Here is a 23,135-nt window from a genome sequence, read left to right as displayed (position 1 = left end):
TAAACCCTTATTACCACGCTATATTCTCTCAGTACTCATCAAGTGTCCTGCCCAAATACCGCAGTAACGTAGAATCCACGAGCATTTTCCTCTACCTTTGTAACTACTCCCTCTCTCTCGAGCATTCTCTCCCTGAAAGGGTAATTTCCTGACATAGCAAGGGATGGGTCAATGGTATAGTAGTAGTTACTGGGAAGAACACCCTCTGTAACTGTAACCTTGTCTCCTTCCTTGAGAAGTCCTGGTCTTTCCATCTTAAAAGTCATCTCTCTTGCCACTTAAAATCACCTTCAATTCTAACACTAATTATATTTGAAATCATTGATTCTTTGTAACCTTTTGCAGTAACTATTTATCCTGCAAATTTACACATTTTATCCGGAATCAGTCCCTGACAATTCCATGTCCAAGGAGGAACTGATACCATCTCTCGTAGGATGATGCCTTTAAATGAACGTCATCAAAAGACAGCTCTTTTAACAAGTTACCATTCTCATCGTCAACGGCTTCGTTCATGTCCATGTAGAACACAGTCTTATTGTCCGCCAAAAGAGAAAGTGCTTCATTTCGCTTATTTATATTGTCATTTGTAAAGTACTTGTCATGGTCGCTCTTATTGGCTGTAACATGCATGATGCCCTGAATATAGATTATGGCATCCGGCTGAAGCTCGCGTATCCTTGCGATAACTTTTCCATATTCCTCTGCAAAGGACTCGGGTGTTCCTGTACCAATCTCGTTAAGCCCCAGCATAATGTAGATCTTGCCGAACTGTCTCTCTGAAAGAGCCTTGGCAATAGACGTCTTGGATTCTCCATCTTTTATGAAATCTTTATCCATAACGCCGTAGATTGTAAGAGAAACCTTGGCATAGAAGGTTGCTCTTGAATCCAGAGGTTCGCAGTATTCAGAAAGACCAACAGTTCTGGAATCTCCTATGAAAAGAGCATCCGTAAAATAGTCTTCATCTACAGGCTGGAACTCATAAGTCCTGTCAGCATCATTACCGGAAACTGAGTTTCCTGAGATGCTGTTTCCGGAAATACTGTTCCCTGAGATGCTGTTTCCAGATATATCAATCATCGCAGTCTTATCGCCAGCTGTAGCAGATTCACCATCAACAATTTGCGTTGCATCAGCACCATCGCCACTTCCTAAAGCGGAAGCTCCATCTGGATTCTGGTTATCAGCACCGTCCATATTTCCTGCATCTGCAAGGTATTGATCTCCCAGATTGCTCCATGGGTATATCCCATCAGTAAGCCCCTTGAATACCAGCACAAAATGAGGAAGGTTTGCTGGATCCACCTCATCTTTATACTCAGCATAAGTGGTGTCCTCTAAAGCGTAGGAGGCAGCCGTTAATGCTATTGTCACTACCACAATTCCTATAAGGATTGGGCAAGTTTTCAGTAACTTCATCTATTCACACTTTCATATCAACTTTACACAAAACATTTGTAAATTCTTTTTTCTGACAAAAATCAGAATTTGAAATACATAAAGGGATTGCCAGCCGCATTGGACAAGCTATATATACATGCCCAGAACAGTACCAGTAATCCGATAGTAAATACCGGATTTTTCCTATGTTTTTCAAAGAATCTATAAACCTGCGGAATCAGGAGAACCAGGCCAAAGCCAAGGATAATTCCGTAAATCTCAATATTTTTTATAAAATCCCCCTGATTGACAGAAACGCCTTCTCCCCAGAATGGGAAAAGTCTCTTAAAGTAGTCAAGGAGCATATTACCGTTTGATATAGCAAACACTACCCAGGTAAGTGGGATCAGCACTAAAACGTTGATTCTGCCAAAGATAGCGTTTATAAACTTTGGACACTTTGAAAGAATAAAGCGCTCGCAGAGGATGATTACGAAAATTGAAAGTCCCCAGATAATAAAGTTTAAAGTAACTCCATGCCAAAAGCCGGTTATGAGCCAAACTGTCAGAAGATTAAGGACTGTTCTAAAGCTTCCTTTTCTGCTGCCTCCCATTGGGAAATATATGTAATCTCTAAACCAGGAGCCAAGCGTTGCGTGCCATCTTCTGTAAAACTCAGATACATTTTTAGATGAGTAGGGCTGATCAAAGTTTGTTATAAAAGGAAATCCCAGCATCACGCCAATTCCGGCAGCCATAAGAGAATATCCCCAGAAATCAAAGTAAAGCTGCATTGAGTAACAAACTGCTCCAAGCCATGCCAGTGGTGTTGAAATGCTCTCATATCCTATAGTTCCAATATCATTCCACAGCATTGCAAGGTGATCTGCAAGAAGCACCTTAAGCCCCAGGCCTAGTACAAAGAATCTAAGGCCATCCTCAATGTGACTAAATATTTTGGAAAAGATCTCATGCTTATTTTCAAGCTTATCCATTCCTTCCTTGGTATCAAGGTCAAGGATTTCATCTTTTTCTTTTCCCTCATTATCTACTGAAGTTTCTGACTGCTGATCCTGAGTTTGTTCCTGAGCAAAGTTTTCTTCTGCATCAGCTGAGTTTCTCACAAGAAATGGATTCTTGGCATAGTCCTCATATCTCATGATGGGTCCGGATACAATCTGAGGGAACATAGTAAAATAGGCAGCTACATCCACAAAGCCTGCATCTGCCGAAACCTTGCCTCTATAATTGTCAATCTGGAACGATATCATCTTGAAGGTGAAAAAGCTGACTCCAATAGGAATAAGAGTGCTATCCACAAACTGACCAAGGAGCTTAAACTCAACCAGCATAAGGACATCAAGACAAATAGCAAAGCCAAGGAGGAACTTACTACCGCCGCCCTTTAAAGCTCTGCTAAATAAGAAGTTTATGATAACTGCTCCCAACAGTACCGGGAACATTTTAAGATCACCAACTGCATAGAACAAAAGACTTCCCAAAAGGAGAGTCACCTTTCTGTATTTGCAGGGTGTTAAATAAAACGCCACTATAAACACAGGTAAAAACCTGAAAATAAAGGTCAAGTCTGAAAAATTAATCATTATTATTATCTTTCTATATATCTTAAAACAAGGAACTTCCGCTCTCAGCCAGCATTATTGATCTCAGCAAGTTTGGTCTGAGCGGCCTGGGCACTCTGAGTGCCAGGGAAATTTTCAATCACTTCTCCATAAATAGTCTTGGCATTATCCTTGTCGCCACTCTCATAATAAGAGTTTCCAAGATAATACAAGGTGTTTACGTTGGTATTATCGTACTGATAAGCCTTAGACAGACTCTTTATGGCAGTTTCATAATCTGCGCCCTTATATGCCTCATACCCTGCATTGTAATAAGAAGTAGCAAGCTTGGGTCCCACAAGAGACATGAGGGAATCGTAGAGAGTTGTAAACTCTGGTGAAACATCGTCACTTATTGCATTCAGATCAAGGCCAGCCATAGCCTCAGCCATGGAGTCTATATCTGATGGATCAGTGAGATAAATATTGGTAGCCTTCATAAGGCTGTTCATGGCAGCTGATGTAGAATCAACGCCCTCGTAATCTGTAACCTTGGTCTGAAGATCAGTGATCTGACTCTCGAGATTTTTTATCTGCTGCTCGTACTGGCCTATCTGTGCAGACTTAGCATCAGACTCCTCGCTTATCTCAGTAATCTTACTCTGGTTGGCACTATTAATGCTCTGAATACGCTGTGGCAATATCAAAAAACAAGCCGCAGCAAGTCCCAAAACTGCGCCAAGGACAATCCCCCAAATAGAGCCAGTTCTGGTTATAGCTGACTTTTTAACAGGCTGAATGATCATCTCATTGCCACTATTATATCTGATAACATCATCACTATCTGATGAAGCAATATCAGAAACAAGCTTGCCACTCTCTCCCGGAAGGAGCATAGAATCAGCTTCCTTGAGATAGCGCTTAGCCATAACATTTCCTGTATCTATCTTGAGTGCCTTCTGAGCCTCTATCTTGGCCCTGTCATAGTTGCCACCCTTAAGGTATAAAAGGGCAAGCAAAAGATGTGCCTTTATAAATCCGGGATTTAATGAAAGCACCTTTTTAAGCTGAATAACTGCCAGATCAAGTCCATCCTGATGGCAGTAATTCAGAGCTATATTAAATTTCTTGATTGTCTGGTTGATTGTCTCTAGCTGTGATGGACTATTGCGGACAAAGTCCATGTACTTGTCTGCAAGATTGTCCTCAGCCTTAAGATTCTTGCTGATAACCCATTCAGAAAGCGCAGCAACTACTTCTCCAGTCTCATAGTAAATAAGGCCGAGAAGGTTTCTGGCATCAATATTGTTCTTATCAAGTTTAAGGCTCTGTCTGAGAGCACTGATAGCCCCAGTCATATCCCTTACACTAGCTTTCTCCAAGCCCTCATTGTAGAACTTGTTTGAAAGACTAACTATCTTTTTGTATGTAACGACATTTGTTCCGCATCCTGGGCAAACATCGCTTTTTTTATCAAGTTCAGCCCCGCAACGATAGCACTTCATTGTTACTTAGTCCTCTTCTGATTGTCAAAATCACCCTTAGCTTCCTTTAAAAGCTTGACCAAAACATCTGACATATCGTCAAGATCCTGGTTATAGATGATGTCCTCTGCATCTTCAATCTCGAGACTCGGCCTGAATTTTTTCAGTTCCTCTTCAAAATTTATCATCTTTTTCCCCTCAGATGTAATTCTCTATATTAAATAATACCATGATTACTGCATTTACAACATTTTAATTATTGTCACAGCATCTCTTTTATCTGGCCTGCAAGATATAAAGATCCTGCAGCAAAAACCATATCTCCTGACTTTCTCACAGTGATGATATCAGTGATCGCATCACGCACATTGCTATAATACTTGACCGGAACCCCAATTATTCCTAGTTCTTCCTTGGTATCCTCAAAGGCAGCTTTTAAATCTGAAACAGACACTGACCTTGAAGTCTCAAGTACTGATACAAAAATGCTGTCAAACTGACGACTCTCAAGTATCCTTGCAATGATATCCCGATACTGTTTGTCATCTACTATTCCAAAGAGCATGAGTTTTCTGCCATCGCAGCCTATCTCACTACTGGAGTTAAGAAATGCAGAAATGCCATCTATATTATGGGCTCCATCCACAAAAACACCAGGACGAACCTCTTCCATTCTGCCTTCCCACTTGGCACTAAGCAAGCCTTCTCTTATATCAAGTTCAGAAATGTCTGCCCCCTGATCTCTTAAAACTTCAAGGGCAGCCACCGCGATTGCGGCATTTTCTGTCTGATAAACAGCTCTGGTACAGAGCTCTAAGTCGACATATTTATCATATAAGCTATTTAGTGAAAAAGCAATGTGTTTGTTGCCGTTGTCATCCTCCAAACACCTTATATCTTCTATATTTCTGTTCTCTACAATGATTGTTCTTGTATCTATTTCAAGAGCCTTTTTCTTTATGACTTCCGTAGTTTCTTTTCTCTTATCAAAAAGAACTACAGGCACTCCCTTTTTGATGATGCCTGCCTTCTCACCTGCAATCTCCTCAAGAGTATTTCCAAGATACTGCATGTGGTCGTATCCAATTTCGGTTATAACTGATAAAAGAGGCTTCTCCACTGAGTTTGTGGCATCAAGTCTTCCGCCAAGTCCTGTCTCAAGTACAAGGTAGTCAACCGGGTACACATCATAAAGAAGCATAGCCATAAAAAAGAGGAATTCAAAGTATGTAGGGAAGTAGTCACCAGAATACTCCATGATCCTACGGAGTAATTCCACAAATATCTCCGCAAAGAGTCCATCACTTATCTGCTTGCCATCAACCTGAAACCGCTCTGTGATCTTCACAAGATGAGGAGAGGTGAACATTCCAACTTCATAGCCTGCCTTCATCAGAACAGATGAAATGTAGCAGCATACCGAACCTTTGCCGTTGGTACCTGCCACATGGATGATCTTCATATTCTCTTCTGGATTTCCCAGGAACTTAAGGAAATCTCTTGTATCTTCAATAGTGTGCTTGGTTGTAAAGCTCGGTATAGAGTTGAGGAACTCCTCACATTCTCTAAGTGTGAGCTGTCTACCGCCATCCACTATATTTATTATCTTATTTACTTCTTCTGAAATTATTTTTTCCATCCCAACTACGCTGTTTCTTCTAAAATCTTTTTTCTCTTCCCAAAACCAAGTATAAATATCCGGCTCTTTTTACAAGTTGTTACCCTTTTATGGCTTTTTTCACTTGTTTTTTCTAAAAAAATTCCAGCAAATCTTTAAAAAACAATATTTGTTACCCGTAAAAGTCACTTCTACGGGTAACAAATACTAGTAGCAAAATGTGCCCACAAGAATCTAATATCTTTACTTAGAAAGCTGAGCAAGTCTCTCTTTTATCTGGTCATAAGTCTGCTGGTACTTGAGCTGTTTTTCTTTTTCCTCAGCAATCTTCTCTGCTGGAGCCTTAGAAAGGAACTTCTCATTGCTGAGCATGTTCTGGCTTCTCTTAAGCTCGCCCTCAAGTTTAGCCTGTTCTTTCTTAAGTCTCTCGATCTCTGCTGAAATATCAACAAGATCTGAGAAAGGAATGTAAACTGTAGCTTCTGCAAGAACTACTGATACTGCGTCATCTGCAATTCCTGTCTTGTCCTTCTGGCAGAAAGATTCAGAAGCATAAGCAAGTGATTCAAAGAAGAGTTTACCAGTTCTGAAGATGTCAAGAACTTCATCCTTGTCACTAACTACATAAACTGCAGCCTTTCTTGAAGGAGCAACGTTCATCTGTGTACGAACGTTACGGATTCCTCTAACTGCCTCTTTGATTGTCTCAATAGCCTTCTCTTCTGCTGCAAAGTTCCACTCATCCTTGTACTCAGGCCACTTGGAGATCATGATGGATTCTTCCTCATCCTGCATTGTGCAGAAGATTTCCTCTGTAATAAATGGCATATAAGGGTGAAGAAGCTTAAGGGCATTAAGAAGTACTGTCTGAAGTGTCCAAAGAGCTGCCTCGTGAGATGCTGCGTCGTCTGAATTGTAGAGACGAGGCTTAACCATCTCGATATACCAGTCACAGAACTCATCCCAGATAAAGTCATAAACCTTCTGAACAGCAATACCAAGTTCGTAGTGCTCCATGTTTTCTGTAACTTCTTTTACTGTATTATTGAGCTTAGAAAGGATCCACTTATCAACTGGCTCAAGTGCTGCTGGCATAGGCTGATTGATAGCGCTCTTAGCATCCTCTGCCATGTTCATCATGATAAATCTTGATGCATTCCATACCTTGTTTGCAAAGTTACGGCTGTTCTCAACTCTCTCATTATAGAAACGCATGTCGTTACCAGGCGCATTACCTGTGATAAGAGTAAGTCTAAGAGCGTCAGCACCGTAGTTCTCAATGATATCAAGAGGATCGATACCATTTCCAAGGGACTTGGACATCTTTCTACCCTGTGAATCTCTTACAAGGCCATGGAAGAGAACTGTGTGGAATGGATATGTTCCCATGTTCTCATAGCTTGAGAAGATCATTCTGATTACCCAGAAGAAGATAATGTCATAGCCTGTTACAAGTACATCTGTAGGGAAGAAGTACTTAAGTTCCTTGGTATCATGAGGCCAGCCAAGAGTCTCAAATGGCCAAAGTGCTGATGAGAACCATGTATCAAGTGTATCAGGATCCTGAGTAAAGTGAGTCTTGCCGCACTTAGGGCAAACTGTAGGAGCTGATTTAGCTACTATTGTCTCGCCGCACTCATCGCAGTAATATGCTGGGATTCTGTGTCCCCACCAGAGCTGTCTTGAGATACACCAGTCACGGATGTTATCTGTCCAGTTGAAGTATGTCTTTTCCATTCTAGGAGGAATGAGCTTGATCTCGCCGTCCTTAACTGCCTTAACTGCTGGCTTGATGAGCTCGTCCATCTTAACAAACCACTGTGCCTTGATCATAGGCTCAACTGTTGTGTGGCAACGGTCGTGTGTACCTACGTTGTGAGAATAGTCCTCGATTTCAACAAGAAGTCCCATCTCATCAAGCTCTTTTACAATGGCTTCTCTTGCAGCATAGCGGTCCATTCCCTCGAACTTGCCACCATTTGCATTGATAGTAGCATCATCGTTAAGGATATTGATCTCTTCAAGGTTGTGGCGCTTTCCTACTTCAAAGTCGTTAGGGTCGTGACCTGGAGTGATCTTAACTACACCAGTACCAAATTCCATATCTACATAAGAGTCCTCAACGATTGGAAGTTCTCTATTTACTATAGGTAAAAGAACTTTCTTGCCCTTGAAGCTCTTGTATCTGTCATCGTCTGGGTTTACAGCAACAGCTGTATCGCCGAGCATTGTCTCAGGACGTGTTGTGGCAAACTCAATAAACTCAGTCTTGGAAGCAGAGCCATCCTCGTTGATGATAGGGTACTTGATGTGCCATAAGTGGCCAGCCTGCTCTTCGTACTCAACCTCAGCATCAGAGATAGATGTCTTACAAACAGGACACCAGTTTACGATACGGCTTCCCTTATAAATATAGCCTTTTTCATGCATCTTGCAGAAAACTTCAGTAACAGCTTCGTTACAGCCTTCATCCATGGTGAAGCGCTCTCTGTCCCAATCGCAGGAAGAGCCCATCTTCTTGAGCTGCTGAATGATTGTTCCGCCGTACTCTTTTTTCCACTCCCATGCTCTCTCAAGGAATTTCTCACGACCAAGGTCTCTCTTGTCGATTCCCTCTTTCTTGAGGGTATCGATGATCTTAACCTCTGTTGCGATAGAAGCATGGTCTGTTCCTGGCTGCCAAAGTGCATTGTAGCCCTGCATTCTCTTGAAACGGATCAGGATATCCTGCATTGTGTTATCAAGAGCATGTCCCATGTGGAGCTTACCTGTGATGTTTGGCGGTGGGATTACGATAGTAAAAGGTTTCTTGGTTTCATCAACTTCAGCATGGAAGTACTTTTTCTCTTCCCAGTTGGCATAGAGACGACTCTCAATGTCTTTGGGATCATAAGTTTTTGCGAGTTCTTTCTTCATGACTTATCTCCTTTTAAATATTTGCTAAGAGGACGGTTATATCTTCGCAACATGCATAAGCTACAACCTGTTACTATATAAGTCCATTAGAAAAGCCCTTAGCAGCCTTCTTGGACTGCTAAGGGCGCAATATCAATAAATATACGCGGTACCACCTTAGTTCGCGGAAAAATTCCGCCTCAGTAAGCATCTGGAGCAATTGTATACGTCAGGCAAGTACTCTGCTCTGGGATTCTCACTAGACTCGTAAAAACCTCGTCAAGTGTTCACCCATGGCTCGTACTAGCCTCGAAAGGACCTCGGCAAGTACTCTGCTCAAATGCTCTATCCGTTAACGCAGATAACGCGGGAACACTTATGGGATCAGTACTACCGACTCCGTTCTGGGTGCCCGGTTCAAAAGCTACCTTCCATATCCTCACTGTCAGCGCCCTCTCACCGAATGACTAGTCAGAATAAAACCAGCCAGACAGGCACTTTCTCTTTAGGCAGGATTAAATATGTACTCCTCTTTCTCATAACCTTTAATGTTTAATTATGAATAACTATATAAGTAAAAAAAATTTGTGTCAAGTATTTACTCCACAATCGCATAGGTAGCCTCAGCCAGGGAGGATTCTGAGATAACAGCGCTGTGCAAAAGGGCTATCTCGCCTTTTTTAGATTTCTTAACATCATAGAGAGCGTTATCGGCAGCATACATGTAATCCCAGAGCTTACTGGTCTCCTGAGGAACAGAGTTGCGAATTCCCTGGGAAATACTAACTTTCTTGTCGCCGATATATTTTTTTATCTCATCAGGAATGTCGGCAACCTTCTCTCTAAGGCCTCTTGCGCACTCCAGGATTCTGTCGTCCTTCATATTTTCATAGATTACAACAAATTCATCGCCGCCATATCTAAAACCGTGAATTCCACTTCTGCTATCGCACAGCTGCTTGATTGCACCTGCGATATGCTTAAGGCACAGATCCCCCACCTGATGGCCGTAAGTATCGTTAAATGCCTTAAAGTTATCCACATCAAGAAGTTCCACTGCCAGATGCCTGCCCCTGCCATAAGCCTTTTCAAAGGCATGATCTGCAAACTGGTTGAGACCGTATCTGTTTCCAAGGCCTGTAAGTTCGTCTGTCTGGGCCTTTTTCTGAAGCATGTTGTTTTCTTTTTCTATTCTGGCGAGCTTTTCCCTCATTCTGGCAAAAAACTTGTAGCTTTCCATTTTCTCTTTTTCAAATTCCTGAGTATATCTAAAAAAGTCCTCAAGGGCCGCCTGTCTGGCCTTATCGTCATTTGTCATCTGATATATTTCGCAGCGGAGCCTTGCATGGTTTAAACGAATATTCGAAATATTAAGATCACCAAGAGATCCTTCCTTATATCTGGCAATCCTGATAGCATCCTCTACCATGCCAATACTCAGATAGAACCTGGCTGTATTAAATACGTCCTCCATATCATCCAAAGAGAAGTTGTTATTCCGTATCATTTCATTAAGGGCGTTGAAACATTTGTCAAACCCCTCTTTATCCCCAAGAAAATGGCATGCTCTCATCTTAGTATCGAGAACTGGAATGCTTCCCATTATTTCCTCGTTGAAATTTGGGGACTGGGACAGCTTTCTTATAGACTCAAGACATTTTAAAACTGAATCTCTTTTCCCAAGCTTAATGTAGCAGCCTGTTTGCATCAGGTGGCAAAAGAGAATGTTGCGGTAGTAGAGGCTTTCCCTGCGATTGCGCCTTATGTGCTTATAAGCGGAACGAACATAGGAAAGGGCTGATTTCATATCATCGCAGGTGTAGTATATGTGGCCGATGTTAAATTCCATAAATCCCGGAATAGCGCTATCTGGCAGATCCTCGCAGTATTTTATCCCGCGCATAAAGAAATCAAGGGCCATTTCACTATTTCCATGGTTTAAGGAATCGATGCCCAAAAGGTTGTAGCATCTGGCAAGATGCTCCTTGTCGCCCTCAGCCTGAAGATATTCAATTGCCTTTAGGAGATTTTGGTTGAACTTGCGATAGTCGGTGCTCAAAAGATAATACGCATCCGCAAGATAATAATAGGCATACCCCACCAGATTGTTATCATCCAGCCTCTTGGCAGCCCTGACAAGACGATTGCAAATACCAATATAGCTACCAGACATAGATGATCTGGCAAGCATCAGTTCATTGTTTAATGTCTGAATCTCATTGTTGTAATCTTTGATATTCATATATTATCCCCGCCCACAACAAAATAGTGTCAACAATTAAACATTCATCCGTTTATAAGTGTATTTTATATTTTACAACAGTTTTTCTTTTATATGCAAGAAATTTTAGGTCCAGTAGCCATGCTATTTCAAGTGTGAAACATGCATGGTTACTAGGGTTTCTATATTTTTATGACATAGGTGTCGCCTCCTAATGTGGTTTACATATATCCGTTGACTTTCTTAGTCATATGATTATTTTTGCTCGTTTATTAGTATATTTTTGCACCTATCGTAAAACCGCCAATTTACTGGGCTTCGTAAATTTGTTCACCAACATATCCCCAATTTCCACAGAGTTATCCACATGACAACAATGTCATTAATTTATAACTTTTACATCATTTATTCAAAAATACGCATTATTGTTCGAACAATTGATACAATTTAAGGATTTTTATGGTTTACATAAATTATAGTAATTTTGTTTTATGTTAACCATTTTCATCCTCTTTTTTATTTTTTGGGAAAAATAAACCTTTTAGTCACCTTTTCTTTCAGACCAGAACTGGAGAATCTCGTTTTTGACTGTTTTAGTCGTGACCGTTTTGTAACCCTTCCACTCCCTCGGAAAAAGAGATTTATAACTTGCTTGCGTGAAACGATTGTCCAAAAGAGTTACAACTCCCCTATCGTCCTCCGTTCTTATTACGCGGCCTGCTGCCTGAAGTACCTTGTTCATACCTGGAAATCTGTAAGCATAATCAAAGCCATCGTAGCCCTTTGTTTCAAAGTATTCCCTAAGAATCTCTCTTTCATTGCATACAAGAGGAATACCTGTCCCTACTACCACTACACCGATAAGGCTATCGTATTTAAGGTCTATTCCTTCACTAAATATTCCGCCCATGACGCAAAAGCCAATAACATTCTTATCTTCCACAACTTCCAAATCCATGTGGATAACTTTTGAAAGGTCCATATTATTTCCTGTGGAAAACCTTTCAAGGAAGGCTTCTCTAGCTTCTTCGCTCATGTAATCTCTTTGGACAAGAATCTCTGTGTCCTCTTCATCTAAAAATTCTTCCTCATAAATCTCAAGAACATCTTCAAGAAACTGGTGCGAAGGAAAGAATATAAGATAGTTTCCACTTCTTGCCCTCACTACGCTATCTATATAGCTTGCAATATTGTAGTACTGCTGGGGACTTCTCTCAGAATACTTGCTGGTAACGTCAACTCCCAAATATACACCAAGGCTCGACGGGTCAAATACAGACTTGGCATAGATTTCAAAGTCTTCCTCTGTACCTCCGAGAAGCTTTTTATAGTACTGGATAGGAAGGAGCGTTGCGGAAAAGAGAATAGAAGACCTGCCTCTTGCCATACATTCCGCTAAATTTCTGGAAGGATCTGCGCAAAATAGTCTCACTAAAAAGCTTCCATCCTCTGAAAACTCGCTAAACATCTCATAGTGGTCATCCACAAGATCATATATTGTAAGAAACCTTGAGACATCAAAATAAAACTCCAGAATTTCATCTCTACAAGGCCCCTCTGAATGGTCTTCAAGATATTCTGAAATTATGCCCGCCAGCCTGTTTAGCGGATTTATAAGACTATCTATTGTAGAAAGTTTGCTACAGCCATCGCAGGCTCTTTTCATCTCCAGCATGGCTTTGTTGCATTTTTCCAGGTGTCCCGCTATCTGCGGATGGAACTCTTTTATTGTGTTTTTAAGCTCCAAAAAGCTCTCTTTTCTAAGAAATGCGCTGTACATGTCTCTGCCGCGATCAAGAAGATTATGCGTCTCATCAACCAGGAATACATAGTCATTTTTCCTGCCTTCTGCAAAGAATCTTCTCAAATACACGAAGGGGTCAAAGACATAGTTGTAATCACAGATAACACCATCAGCCCAAAGACTCATATCAAGCGACATTTCAAAGGGGCATACCTGGTGCTTTTCGGCATACTCTGTTATCTTCTCCCTGTCAAAAGAGTCTTCGTTTGTCAGAAGGTCGTAGATTGCGTCGTTTACACGGTCATAATGGCCCTTTGCATAGGGACAAGCCTCAGGATTACAGTTTCTCTCTTTTTCATCCAGAAAACATATCTTGTCCTTGGCGGTTATGGTCACAGTCTTGAACCTGAGATTCTGTCCAGATCTGAGGGTATCAAAAGCCTCCTCTGCTACGGTTCTTGTGATTGTCTTGGCTGTAAGATAAAAGATCTTTGAAGCCTTGCCCTCTCCGATTGCCTTAACCGTGGGAAAAACTGTGGTTATAGTCTTGCCTGTTCCAGTTGGTGCCTCTAAAAATAGCTTTTTTCCGTGGATAATTGTTCTATATACGCCTGCCGCCAGATCTTTTTGCCCATCTCTATAAGGAAAGGGGAACTGAACAGCTTTTATGGACATGGTACGTGATATTCCCCATTCATACTCAAAATCCGACCACTTGAGATATTTTTTTATGAGGTCATCAAACCAGGCTTTAATCTCCTCATAGGAATAGGAAAAATCGAAGTATTTCATCTCCTCAGTATCTATGTTGCAATAGCTCATGCGGACCTTGATTCCAGGGCAATGGACCTGCCTTGCGTAGATTGCGGCATAAACTTTAGCCTGAGCCAGATGCACATCAACAGGCTCTTTCATCTTGGAAAGGTCTCTGTAGGTGCCCTTTATTTCGTCAATCAGAGGAAGTGTACAATTCTGGGTGGACCTAAGGGACGGAGTCATAGGACCATCCTGAGTGTTACTAGAACTTGTCAGAACAAAGCTCGCCTGTGGATCGTAGGCATCCTCCTGCCCGTAATACTTGTCCAGAATACCGTCAGCTCTGCCTTCTATAACGAGGTCGTAGTTTTCTGTGCTGTGGACGTATTTAAGTGGTACCTCTGCGTGGTAGTCGGGCCCCATGCTCTTTTGAATCATGCGGTGAATCCTGCCGCCTTCCTGCATGGCATCTGTAGGAGCCTGATGAATTCTGTTATCTATGCTGCCGCTCCTTAGGATAAACTCTACAAGGCCGCGGACGGAAAGTGTTATTTCTAACATATTTTCTCCTGGGTGGATATTTTGCCAATTCCTAATTTATTAGGTTCCTGCGGACGTATATTACTCTTTGTCTGCAGGAAGTCATAGATTTTTGCCATTTTATGTCAAAAATCTTGAAAACAAGCCACCAAAATCTATAGTCTATTGTACCATCTGGTGGCCAATCAAAAAACAATCATGTAGCAATCAGGCCTGCAATAAAGAAAAAAAGAGGATAAGACATCGGTAAAGATATCTCATCCTCTTAAATATAATGTATGTTGAACAATTCAAATAATAATGAAAAAAGCTAATTTATCAGCCAGCGATTGCAAGACCATTAAGGTACTGCTCGAACTGCTGGTTATTTCCCTGATACTCAACTGTAAGAGTCTTGGTAAGATCAAGGCCAAATACTCCTAAAATAGACTTCGCATCAACTACATATCTGTTGTAATATATATCCACGTCAAAATCACACTTAGTAGCTTCCTTGACAAAGTCCTCAACCTGTGCAGGTTTCAACATTATGTGCTTCTTATTAACATTTCCTATCATAAAAAACCTCCTTGGGATCCATCCATTTATCCCAGAAACCGTTAACATACTTTGTAACGGAACAATAAAAACATTTAAATACTTCTGTGTAATATACACTACGAGTTTGTATATGTAAATAGGAAATTGTGACGAAACTGTGACGAAATCACGAATTTTTTGTAACCCCTTACAGAAGCGCATGAATACTGGATAAACAAAACCCTTGCAATCTAGAATACACCGTTTTAATATGTAATAAGTTAACCAAAAAATATGAATTTGGAATTGGAGCATATTAATTATGGAGAATCTCAAAATCCCTAAGAAGTATGAATCCGCTCTGGATCTTCATGATACTCAGATCGGAATCAAGACTGTAAAAGACTTTTTTCAGGGCATGCTGGCTACAAGGCTGAACCTCCTTCGAGTTACAGCGCCTTTATTTGTTACACCCGAGTCAGGTCTTAATGATAACCTTAATGGTGTGGAAAGACCTGTTTCTTTTGACATTCTTAATGAAAATGAAAGGCCAGCCGAGGTTGTTCACTCTCTTGCCAAGTGGAAGAGATTTGCACTGAAAAAATATGGATTTGGCGTTGGTGAAGGTCTTTATACTGATATGAATGCTATCAGACGTGATGAGATTCCTGATAACATCCACTCAATCTTCGTTGATCAGTGGGATTGGGAGAAGGTTATCGAAAAGAAGGACCGTAATCTTGACTTCTTGAAGGCCACAGTTCGTGATGTTTACAAGGTTCTTCGCAAGACTGAGAAGTTCATGTCTATCCAGTATGACTATATAGAAGAGATCTTGCCTGATGAAATCTTTTTCATCACTACTCAGGAACTTGAGGATATGTTCCCTGACAACACTCCCAAGGAACGTGAATACTACATTGCCAAGGCTAAGGGCGCTGTATGTATCATGCAGATTGGCGATGAACTTGCTTCTGGCGACAAACACGACGGACGTGCTCCAGACTATGACGATTGGCAGTTGAATGCTGATATTATTGTTTACTATCCTATTCTTGATATAGCTCTTGAGCTTTCCAGCATGGGAATCAGGGTTGATGAGAAATCTCTTTTGTCACAGCTTGAAAAGGCCGGCTGCACAGAGAGAGCTAATCTCCCATTCCAGAAGGCTATTTTAGAAAAGGATCTTCCGTACACAATTGGTGGTGGTATCGGACAGTCCAGAATATGTATGTTCTTCCTTAGGAAGGCGCATATTGGAGAGGTTCAGTGCTCAATCTGGCCAGAAGAAATGGTGACTGAGTGCGACAAGAATGGAATTAAATTGCTGTAATATATAATTTTCGAACAAAACGGCGTATTCTGTGGTGATAATCGTCAGATAAATATTTTTTGCTCCTGTTAAGCTGGACACTTCGATGAGCCCAGAGCATCAATTTCATCGTGCAGAGGCACTCGAAATTGATTGGTCTCATCTACGTAGCTTAAAAAGTCGCAAAATAATATTCATCTATCCTCTTACTACCGCAGAATACGCCGTTTTGCTGATAGTGTATATATACCGATTATAATGTGTTTTTTGCTGATAGTGCGTATATACCAGTTGGTTTGTGCATTGCTAATATTTTTAAAATGAGATAAGTCTTTGAAGAAAAGGAGGAATGGTTTGAAGAATACACTCCATCAGATAATTGAAGATACGCCGCAGGTTAAGGCGGTGATTGTTGGGCTTAACACTAATAAGTCAGAGGATGAGTTTGAAAGGTCCATGAATGAGTTAAAAGAGCTGACTAAGGCTCTTGATATCAAAGTAGCCTGCACTACAACTCAGAATCTTCCAAGCCCAGACCGCAGCACCTATGTGGGAAGTGGTAAGGTCGAAGAAATAAAAGGCGCAATTGAGATGTTTGACGCCAGCATCGTTATTTTTAATGACGATATTTCCCCTATGCAGATCAGAAATCTGGAGAAGATACTAGACACCGAAGTTATCGACAGGACTGGGCTTATCCTGCAAATCTTTGCCCAAAGGGCCAAGACAAGGGAGTCTCGTCTTCAGGTTGAATATGCCCAGCTTCAGTACATGCTGCCAAGGCTTGTGGGAATGAGAAGTTCTCTTTCAAGGCAGGGCGGAGGAAGCGGAAGGCTCTCCAATAAGGGTTCAGGTGAGAAGCAGCTTGAGCTTGACAGAAGACGCATTGAGCACAGAATGGCTGAGCTTCGAAGAGAGCTAGAAGCTGTGGAAAAAGAGCGTGAGACTCAGCGCGGCAAGCGTATAGATTCGGGAATTCCCAAGATATCTCTTGTAGGATACACAAATGCCGGCAAATCCACGATCATGAATAATCTTCTTCGCCTCTATGGCGGCGAAGCCTTTGAAGATAAGCAGGTTCTGGAAAAAGACATGCTGTTTGCAACTCTGGATACTTCTGTCAGAAAGATAGCAGCTCCCGGGAAGAGACCATTTCTTTTGACAGATACCGTAGGTTTTATAAGTGAGCTCCCTCACTCTCTGGTCAAAGCCTTCCGTTCAACCCTGGAAGAAGCCAAGTACGCCGACATTATTCTAGAGGTCATTGATTTTGCTGATCCTGAATATCGTTTTCACATGGATGTGACCAGAGAAACCCTGGCAGAGATTGGCGCCGGAGACATTCCAGTTATCTATGTTTTCAACAAATCAGATCTTGTGCAGGATGAGCAGCGGGATAATGATCAGCTTGTTATGGATGTTCCAAGGACTGTGGATGACAGGGCCTACATCTGCGGCAAGGATCAGGGCAGCCTTGATACTCTTATCGATCTTATAGAGAAAAAACTTGGCGCAGACGATACTATGTGCGATATGCTCCTGCCCTACTCAGAGGGTGGTCTTCTTAATATGCTAAATGAAGCCGGCAAGGTTAAGGCCAGTGAATACCTGCCAGAAGGCGTCAAGGTCAGCGCAATGTTAAGCACCAAGGAATACGCCAGGTTTGCAGAATATATTATGTAGTTAGAAAAAAAGATTTGTTACCCCAAATTTGGTGAAAAAGGGTAACAAATCTTTTTTATTCATCAAATATTGAATTTGTTCTCAAAAATCAGGCATTTGCAGTCTGATGTTCTTTTCTCACACTCTTTTCAAGAGCTTCTGCCTTGATTCTGTGGAGAGCTACGCGAACTGCAGGAATTGCCATAACTGCAATTGTAAGAATGGCCTCTGCTCCGATGTAGGAAGCATTATAGGTAAGTGAATAACCAAGTGCTGATGAACCCTCTGGAGCGTAATCTGCAAAAAAGATCACACCTGACAAAACAGAGAAGACATATCTTCCGAAAATTCCTGCAAAGTAACCCTTGAGCATTCCAGCCTTGCTATTGTGGAAAAATCCAGCAAGACCAAGTGCGCCGAATGCAAGGATGTAATCGCACAGAAGCTGAGGAACGCTAATGATATATGGATCTGCGATCATCTGAAGAAGTCCATAGGCAAATGCTGCAGACAAGCTGACTCTTGGGCCATACAGATAACCAATATATGTTACAAAAAACATGCTAAATACTGTCAGTGAACCGCCCATTGGAAGCTTGAAAAGCTTGATGTTTGAAAGAACAAATGCAAGAGCAAGGCAAAGAGCTGACACTGTGATCTGCTTGACGCTCATCTTGCCTTTTCCATCAGCGTTTTTGAAAAAGCTGATAGTTGCAAAAGCTATAAGTGCAAGAACTACAACAAGTGCATATCCTCCCTTGGTGATATTGTAGTAAACATCTCCATCTTCAACTACTTTTTCTAAAAATAATCCCATTAAAAAATCCTCCCTAGATTTATCCGCATCCAGGGAGGAATCTTATATTCCCTTTAAGTTGTTCTGAGCAAATATACCTTTCGTAAATCTCTCCGACTTTGAAATTGTGATTCCAAACTCTCAGATTCATCTCAGTGATCACGCGAAAAACTTGTAATCAAGTAATTTACAATTATCAGAACATGTAGCTTCCCTACGCCGGCATTATCCGTGTCAGGTAATAAGGGTTAGACGCTTGTAGCGTTCAATCTCAGCATAGCTCCCCTAGCGGCTTTTTTTATTCTATTACATTAAACTCTTCTGCGCAGGGAATGTCAAGTGAGTAAAAAATACTAAATAAATTAGAATACTACTGATGTAATTATAGATAAAGGAGTTATCACACTAGTTTTTCTTAATTGATAAAGAATACCCAATAGAGTCAAGATATCTTATCACTGTGCATATAGTCCCACTTGCTCCATTTTCTATTCTGCTGATTGCCTGCTGGGATAGCCCGGACAAACGGCTTACGTCCTTTTGAGTGAGAGATTGCGCCTTTCGGGCATTGATCATTTCCTGTTTAAATGCCATTTCCGCTTTAAATAATTCGTGCTGCCTATTTAATTCCGCATCACTTGCAATAATCTCTTCTACCTTTTTTTTCTCTTGTTCATAACTACTCTTTACCAACATATCAATCACCTTACATAAGCCCTTCACGTTTAGCTCTAGATAAAGCCTTTTCGATTTCCTTTTTCTCTGCCTTACCTTTTTTCTTTTTACATATATGCAAAAAAGCCACGCCATTTGTGCTGATTACAATGTACATAATTCTTGTTTGAGATGCCTTTATTTCCCAAAGTTTCCCCCTAAGCTGACGTGTATTGAGTTTTTCAAAGGCATCTAGCCCACTTTCTCTTATTTCATTTCGTATATCATATAACTCTAGTCTTTCAGACGCGGGTAAAGAATCAATATAGTCGATTATCAGATTCTTCCCTCCCAAGGTCACATAATCAAATATTTCCATCCATATAAACAATACATCATTTTTGATGTATTATCAATCTCCTCTAGTATTTTAGACAATCCACCCACCTATAGGGATCAAAGACATGCGTCTAGTTCTGAAAATAGCGCATTTTAAGAAAGGCACAGATAAGCCACATCTCATGACAAGTGCGCAAAAAAGTAGTTCCCGCTACTTAACTCGCTGCCGTCATCAATGGCACGTGCATGGACTCTTAAGGATAATCCCTATAGGTCAAGTGTTTGAAGATACTAATCATGCAAGAATTCTTGTTCAAGGAAGTTCCAGCGAATTAGACACGCTGTCTGCATAATTAGTTGCTTAGAATAAAGCTGAAGTTTAGTAATAAGTATTTAATGCAAATTTATTTTCTGCAAATAGATCTTTGACACATTAGTACAAACGCAATCGCTCCTTCAAAGCATCCTGTAATGTTTGAGAGAAGTTGATTCCTGCAGCAGTTGCGGCATCATTAAGCCATGCTGGAATAGATAAAGTCTTTTTTACAGCCATATTATTCAAAGTATGTCTATATGCTACTGTATCCACGCTGATCAAAGATGAAAACTCACCCCTCTTCATTTTCAACGATAAAATGTTAGATGGCATAGGAATCTCGCGCTTATTATCTTCATAGTGAACTAGCATAATTGCCAAAGCATCATTAGCCATTTTTAAAGCATCCGCCAAATCATCTCCCGAAGAAAAACACCCATTCACATCTGGAAATCGGACTGAAAAACCATTTTCTCCTTCTGGAGTAAAAATTGCTGGAAATATATATTTTGCCATTGTTGTTCCTCCTCGTCTTTATAAAAGTCCTGCTGCCCTAAGAATACTTTTGGCAGTTCCACTTGCCAGTTCTCTACTAGGGTGCCTTGGTATAGTAAACTCTATTCCATTGTCTGGATTAATCCAGATATCATGCTCAGCACCATGTCTTAATATATAACAATTTGTTTTTCTTTTTATTTTTCTGACTATCTCAGATACAGTTGCCATATTACTCCTTAATAGTATACGTAATTAATACGTATGTCAATTTCCTTAATCTTTTAGACAATCCACCAACCTATAGGGATCAAAGACATGCGTCTATTGCCAAAATAGCGCACTTAAAGAAAGGCACAGATAAGCCACATCTCGTGACAAGCGCGCAAAAGTAGTTCCCGCTACATATGTCGCTGCCGTCATCAATGGCACGTGCAAGGACTCTTAAGGATAATCCCTATAGGTCAAGTGTTTGAAGATACTAATCATGCAAGAATTCTTGTTCAAGGAAGTTCCAGCGAATTAGACACGCTGTCTGCATAATTAGTTGCTTAGAATAAAGCTGAAGTTTTAAAATTTTAATATCTCAAAACCACTTGCGTTAGAATAACAGCAAATAATAATTCTGTAAATAGTTTTTTGACAACATTAATAAAATCGCAAGGAAATCTTAAGAAAATCGCAAGAATTTGACGGAATACGGTGGTTTTGCAGACTGTATTACATAATAATCTTGCAATTAAAACTTTTTTATGACAATTTTGATAAATAATCATCTGATCAGTGTCTCCATAGAGCATCCAAGAGCCTTGGAAAGCTGGTATAAGGTCGCGCCTTGTGTCTTGTGGATATCTCTCTGCCCCTGCTCAAAGAGCTGTATCTGCCTAAGTGGCACTCCTGATTTTTCAGCCAGAGCTTTCTGGGATAATTCCGCATACATCCTAAGGCGCTTAAGAGCACTCTCTTCTCCACTGGTCTTGCACTTCTCATCCATGATTTCGACAAATAAAGAAATATCAGCCTCGTGAAGCGTGTCGTACATTCCATACAGCATATCTACAGGCACATGCTCATCAATTGATTTGAAACTCATTCCAGAAATCCACTGGTAATACGCAAGTGCCCATCCAATCCAATACTCCCTGGACTTATCAAGATACATTACATCTTCCATTTCTATGCGCCTGTCTGAACTTCTCTCGATAACTTCCCTGGCTACTTCGCAGCCATTTTTACCAGCAACATATGTGGGATTTCCAATTTCAAACTGGCTATTCATGCCACTTACCATAAACATGTCATAGAACGCCCGTAGCGTTAGGCCAATAGTATTGACCGCATAGTCAAACATATCTCCCATAACACGTTGTGCCAGTGGCAAGTACATTTCATCATAAGCGCAGCATTTCATCAGGCACACCTCCCCTCATTATGTCGAGAATATAGATTTCATCCATCAATCTGGCCGAAGGCCTCAGCTCCTGATACTGGCTTCTGGCCTTTTTATCTCTGCTTATCATTTTATTAAAATACAGGTTGCACTCAGCTTTCTCGTAACTCACAAATCTGATGCTGTCGAAGGCTCTTTTGCTCTTAAGGACAATCTGATCATTAAGCTCTCCAAGCCTCATTGCTCTGCTCAATTTCTGTAGAGAGATAGTTCCCATAATAAAATCCTGAACAAATGAAAAATAGGAATCATCTGCGCGATACCCTTTTATCACGTCAAATCCAGAGATATCCACAAGATATTTTTCCTGCAAAAAAATCTTGGCTTCCTCCGCTATGCTCTTCCTCTGCCAATAGCCTCGGTATTTGGTCAAAAGAGCTAGCCAATTCAGAATATTGTAATCCTCATTCAGATTACAAAAAGATAGGCCTTCTGTTTCAAGTTCATAGCAATTAGAGAATCCGTCAGCGTTTCGTTTACATGCCCATTCCTTGGACAATTCCTTGTCCTCAGTGCAGTAAAAGCCCTTCCCATAATCATTACCTGCGTTGCCAACACCATATACAGGATTATATATAATATTCTCAGAACCGTGATATAAAACCATAATAACCTCGCACAGAACAAAGTGTCGCTAACGACTCTTTCGCGCCCGAGCGGTATTGCGAAGCAATAAACTTCATATCCGCGAGGTGCGCATCCACAGTGGAACGTTTTTTATGATATAGGAATTTCGGAGAAATTTCCTCATATCATAAAAATATCGCTGTAGAGACACTTTTATTATATCTCTACAGCGATACATTTTCAAACTATTATCACATTACAGCCTCAATATCATTTCATTTACTGTTACAGTTCAGACCCTAGCTTGAGATGAGAAGACCGGTAGACTACACTTGATTCATCAAGTCGATCTACCGGCCTTTTGTCTATCGAAGATCTTCGATACGCTGTCATATACGCTGGATTCTGAATCCTGTCTTAATGACAGAAGCATGCTCATGCTCTGACAAAGGTAATCAATGCTCGCATCCGAGCGGAAACTCATGACTTGGTGTTGCTTGCGTTTATAGGCACGCAAAAGACGTTCCGCCATGTTATTGTTGTGCGGAACTCTTATATCATGTAAAAATAGCAGATGGCTGGATTTATACTTCGCCATGTGTCTGTATAAGTTATAGCCTTCCCTATAGTATTTACTGGGTGGAATGTATTCGTATTCTTCTCGGGCTTCTTCCAGGATGCTGTCATATCTTTCTTCAAATGCCATGACAGTTTTTTCATCAAATCCTGTGGTTTCATCAATGCCATTTCGGTAATGAACCATTTCCCGCAGAAGTTTATACATCTTCTTATTCCATTCCCGATCAGGCTCATTCTGTATGC

At 40.9% G+C, this 23,135-nt stretch carries 20 protein-coding genes and 1 riboswitch; of the genes, 2 read left to right on the top strand and 18 right to left on the bottom strand.

Translation table 11 applies throughout. The features are described 5' to 3' along the window. Nucleotides 1-38 precede the first annotated feature (38 nt). From BLO53_RS17000 to BLO53_RS16960, 10 genes are all read right to left on the bottom strand, one after another. Nucleotides 39-278: a hypothetical protein gene (locus BLO53_RS17000; RefSeq protein WP_026490380.1), complete on the bottom strand. Its 240-nt coding sequence runs from the start codon at nucleotides 276-278 to the stop codon at nucleotides 39-41. A gap of 106 nt (nucleotides 279-384) precedes the next feature. Next, the gene (locus BLO53_RS16995) at nucleotides 385-1,422 is read right to left on the bottom strand and encodes a GDSL-type esterase/lipase family protein (RefSeq protein WP_092064334.1); all 1,038 of its coding nucleotides are present in this window, start codon (nucleotides 1,420-1,422) and stop codon (nucleotides 385-387) included. A gap of 62 nt (nucleotides 1,423-1,484) precedes the next feature. Then, nucleotides 1,485-2,885, bottom strand: coding sequence for an MBOAT family O-acyltransferase (locus BLO53_RS16990; RefSeq protein WP_176757339.1), 1,401 nt, complete (start codon nucleotides 2,883-2,885; stop codon nucleotides 1,485-1,487). Nucleotides 2,886-3,031: 146 nt separating this feature from the next. Beyond that, nucleotides 3,032-4,450: a tetratricopeptide repeat protein gene (locus BLO53_RS16985; protein ID WP_092064328.1), complete on the bottom strand. Its 1,419-nt coding sequence runs from the start codon at nucleotides 4,448-4,450 to the stop codon at nucleotides 3,032-3,034. A gap of 2 nt (nucleotides 4,451-4,452) precedes the next feature. Then, nucleotides 4,453-4,617 (bottom strand): hypothetical protein, encoded by a 165-nt coding sequence (locus BLO53_RS19335; protein ID WP_013281541.1) that lies wholly within the window; start codon nucleotides 4,615-4,617, stop codon nucleotides 4,453-4,455. A 74-nt stretch (nucleotides 4,618-4,691) separates the two neighbouring features. Next, nucleotides 4,692-6,068, bottom strand: a complete 1,377-nt coding sequence (locus BLO53_RS16980) for a bifunctional folylpolyglutamate synthase/dihydrofolate synthase (RefSeq protein WP_092064325.1) — start codon at nucleotides 6,066-6,068, stop codon at nucleotides 4,692-4,694. Nucleotides 6,069-6,290: 222 nt separating this feature from the next. Continuing rightward, entirely contained in the window at nucleotides 6,291-8,963 is a 2,673-nt protein-coding gene (locus BLO53_RS16975) for a valine--tRNA ligase (protein ID WP_092064322.1), read from the bottom strand. 577 nt (nucleotides 8,964-9,540) lie between these two features. Then, complete coding sequence (locus BLO53_RS16970) at nucleotides 9,541-11,184, bottom strand: GGDEF domain-containing protein (protein WP_092064319.1); 1,644 nt, start codon at nucleotides 11,182-11,184, stop codon at nucleotides 9,541-9,543. 520 nt (nucleotides 11,185-11,704) lie between these two features. After that, entirely contained in the window at nucleotides 11,705-14,224 is a 2,520-nt protein-coding gene (locus BLO53_RS16965) for an ATP-dependent DNA helicase (RefSeq protein ID WP_092064316.1), read from the bottom strand. Between the two features lie 297 nt (nucleotides 14,225-14,521). Continuing rightward, on the bottom strand, nucleotides 14,522-14,761 hold the full coding sequence (locus tag BLO53_RS16960; protein ID WP_092064313.1) for an HPr family phosphocarrier protein: 240 nt from the start codon (nucleotides 14,759-14,761) through the stop codon (nucleotides 14,522-14,524). A gap of 283 nt (nucleotides 14,762-15,044) precedes the next feature. On the opposite strand from BLO53_RS16960, the gene asnA reads away from it, so the two are divergent. After that, entirely contained in the window at nucleotides 15,045-16,055 is a 1,011-nt protein-coding gene (gene asnA, locus BLO53_RS16955; RefSeq protein WP_092064310.1) for an aspartate--ammonia ligase, read from the top strand. A gap of 333 nt (nucleotides 16,056-16,388) precedes the next feature. After that, nucleotides 16,389-17,717 (top strand): GTPase HflX, encoded by a 1,329-nt coding sequence (gene hflX, locus BLO53_RS16950; RefSeq protein ID WP_092064307.1) that lies wholly within the window; start codon nucleotides 16,389-16,391, stop codon nucleotides 17,715-17,717. An 88-nt stretch (nucleotides 17,718-17,805) separates the two neighbouring features. On the opposite strand, the gene thiT is transcribed toward hflX, so the two are convergent. The 8 genes from thiT to BLO53_RS16905 all read right to left on the bottom strand — a co-directional run. Continuing rightward, the gene (gene thiT, locus BLO53_RS16945) at nucleotides 17,806-18,513 is read right to left on the bottom strand and encodes an energy-coupled thiamine transporter ThiT (RefSeq protein WP_092064304.1); all 708 of its coding nucleotides are present in this window, start codon (nucleotides 18,511-18,513) and stop codon (nucleotides 17,806-17,808) included. A gap of 173 nt (nucleotides 18,514-18,686) precedes the next feature. Next, nucleotides 18,687-18,789, bottom strand: a riboswitch (TPP riboswitch). Between the two features lie 108 nt (nucleotides 18,790-18,897). Then, nucleotides 18,898-19,188: a helix-turn-helix domain-containing protein gene (locus BLO53_RS16940; RefSeq protein ID WP_092064366.1), complete on the bottom strand. Its 291-nt coding sequence runs from the start codon at nucleotides 19,186-19,188 to the stop codon at nucleotides 18,898-18,900. A gap of 10 nt (nucleotides 19,189-19,198) precedes the next feature. After that, nucleotides 19,199-19,525: a type II toxin-antitoxin system RelE/ParE family toxin gene (locus BLO53_RS16935; RefSeq protein WP_092064363.1), complete on the bottom strand. Its 327-nt coding sequence runs from the start codon at nucleotides 19,523-19,525 to the stop codon at nucleotides 19,199-19,201. Nucleotides 19,526-19,918: 393 nt separating this feature from the next. Beyond that, nucleotides 19,919-20,317, bottom strand: coding sequence for a type II toxin-antitoxin system HicB family antitoxin (locus tag BLO53_RS16930; protein ID WP_092064301.1), 399 nt, complete (start codon nucleotides 20,315-20,317; stop codon nucleotides 19,919-19,921). Nucleotides 20,318-20,335: 18 nt separating this feature from the next. Further along, a complete protein-coding gene (locus BLO53_RS16925; RefSeq protein WP_092064298.1) occupies nucleotides 20,336-20,527 on the bottom strand; it encodes a type II toxin-antitoxin system HicA family toxin in 192 nt (63 codons plus the stop codon). Nucleotides 20,528-21,068: 541 nt separating this feature from the next. Next, nucleotides 21,069-21,707, bottom strand: coding sequence for a helix-turn-helix domain-containing protein (locus tag BLO53_RS16915; protein ID WP_092064292.1), 639 nt, complete (start codon nucleotides 21,705-21,707; stop codon nucleotides 21,069-21,071). Further along, on the bottom strand, nucleotides 21,688-22,353 hold the full coding sequence (locus tag BLO53_RS16910) for a DUF3990 domain-containing protein (RefSeq protein WP_092064289.1): 666 nt from the start codon (nucleotides 22,351-22,353) through the stop codon (nucleotides 21,688-21,690). Before BLO53_RS16910 ends, BLO53_RS16915 begins: the two co-directional genes overlap by 20 nt. A gap of 300 nt (nucleotides 22,354-22,653) precedes the next feature. After that, a partial coding sequence (locus BLO53_RS16905; protein ID WP_242875399.1) for an IS66 family transposase occupies nucleotides 22,654-23,135 on the bottom strand: 482 nt, incomplete at its 5' end.

Source organism: Butyrivibrio sp. INlla14, assembly GCF_900102515.1.
Taxonomy (GTDB): Bacteria; Bacillota; Clostridia; order Lachnospirales; family Lachnospiraceae; genus Butyrivibrio.
This window is presented reverse-complemented; position numbering and strand designations above follow the sequence as displayed.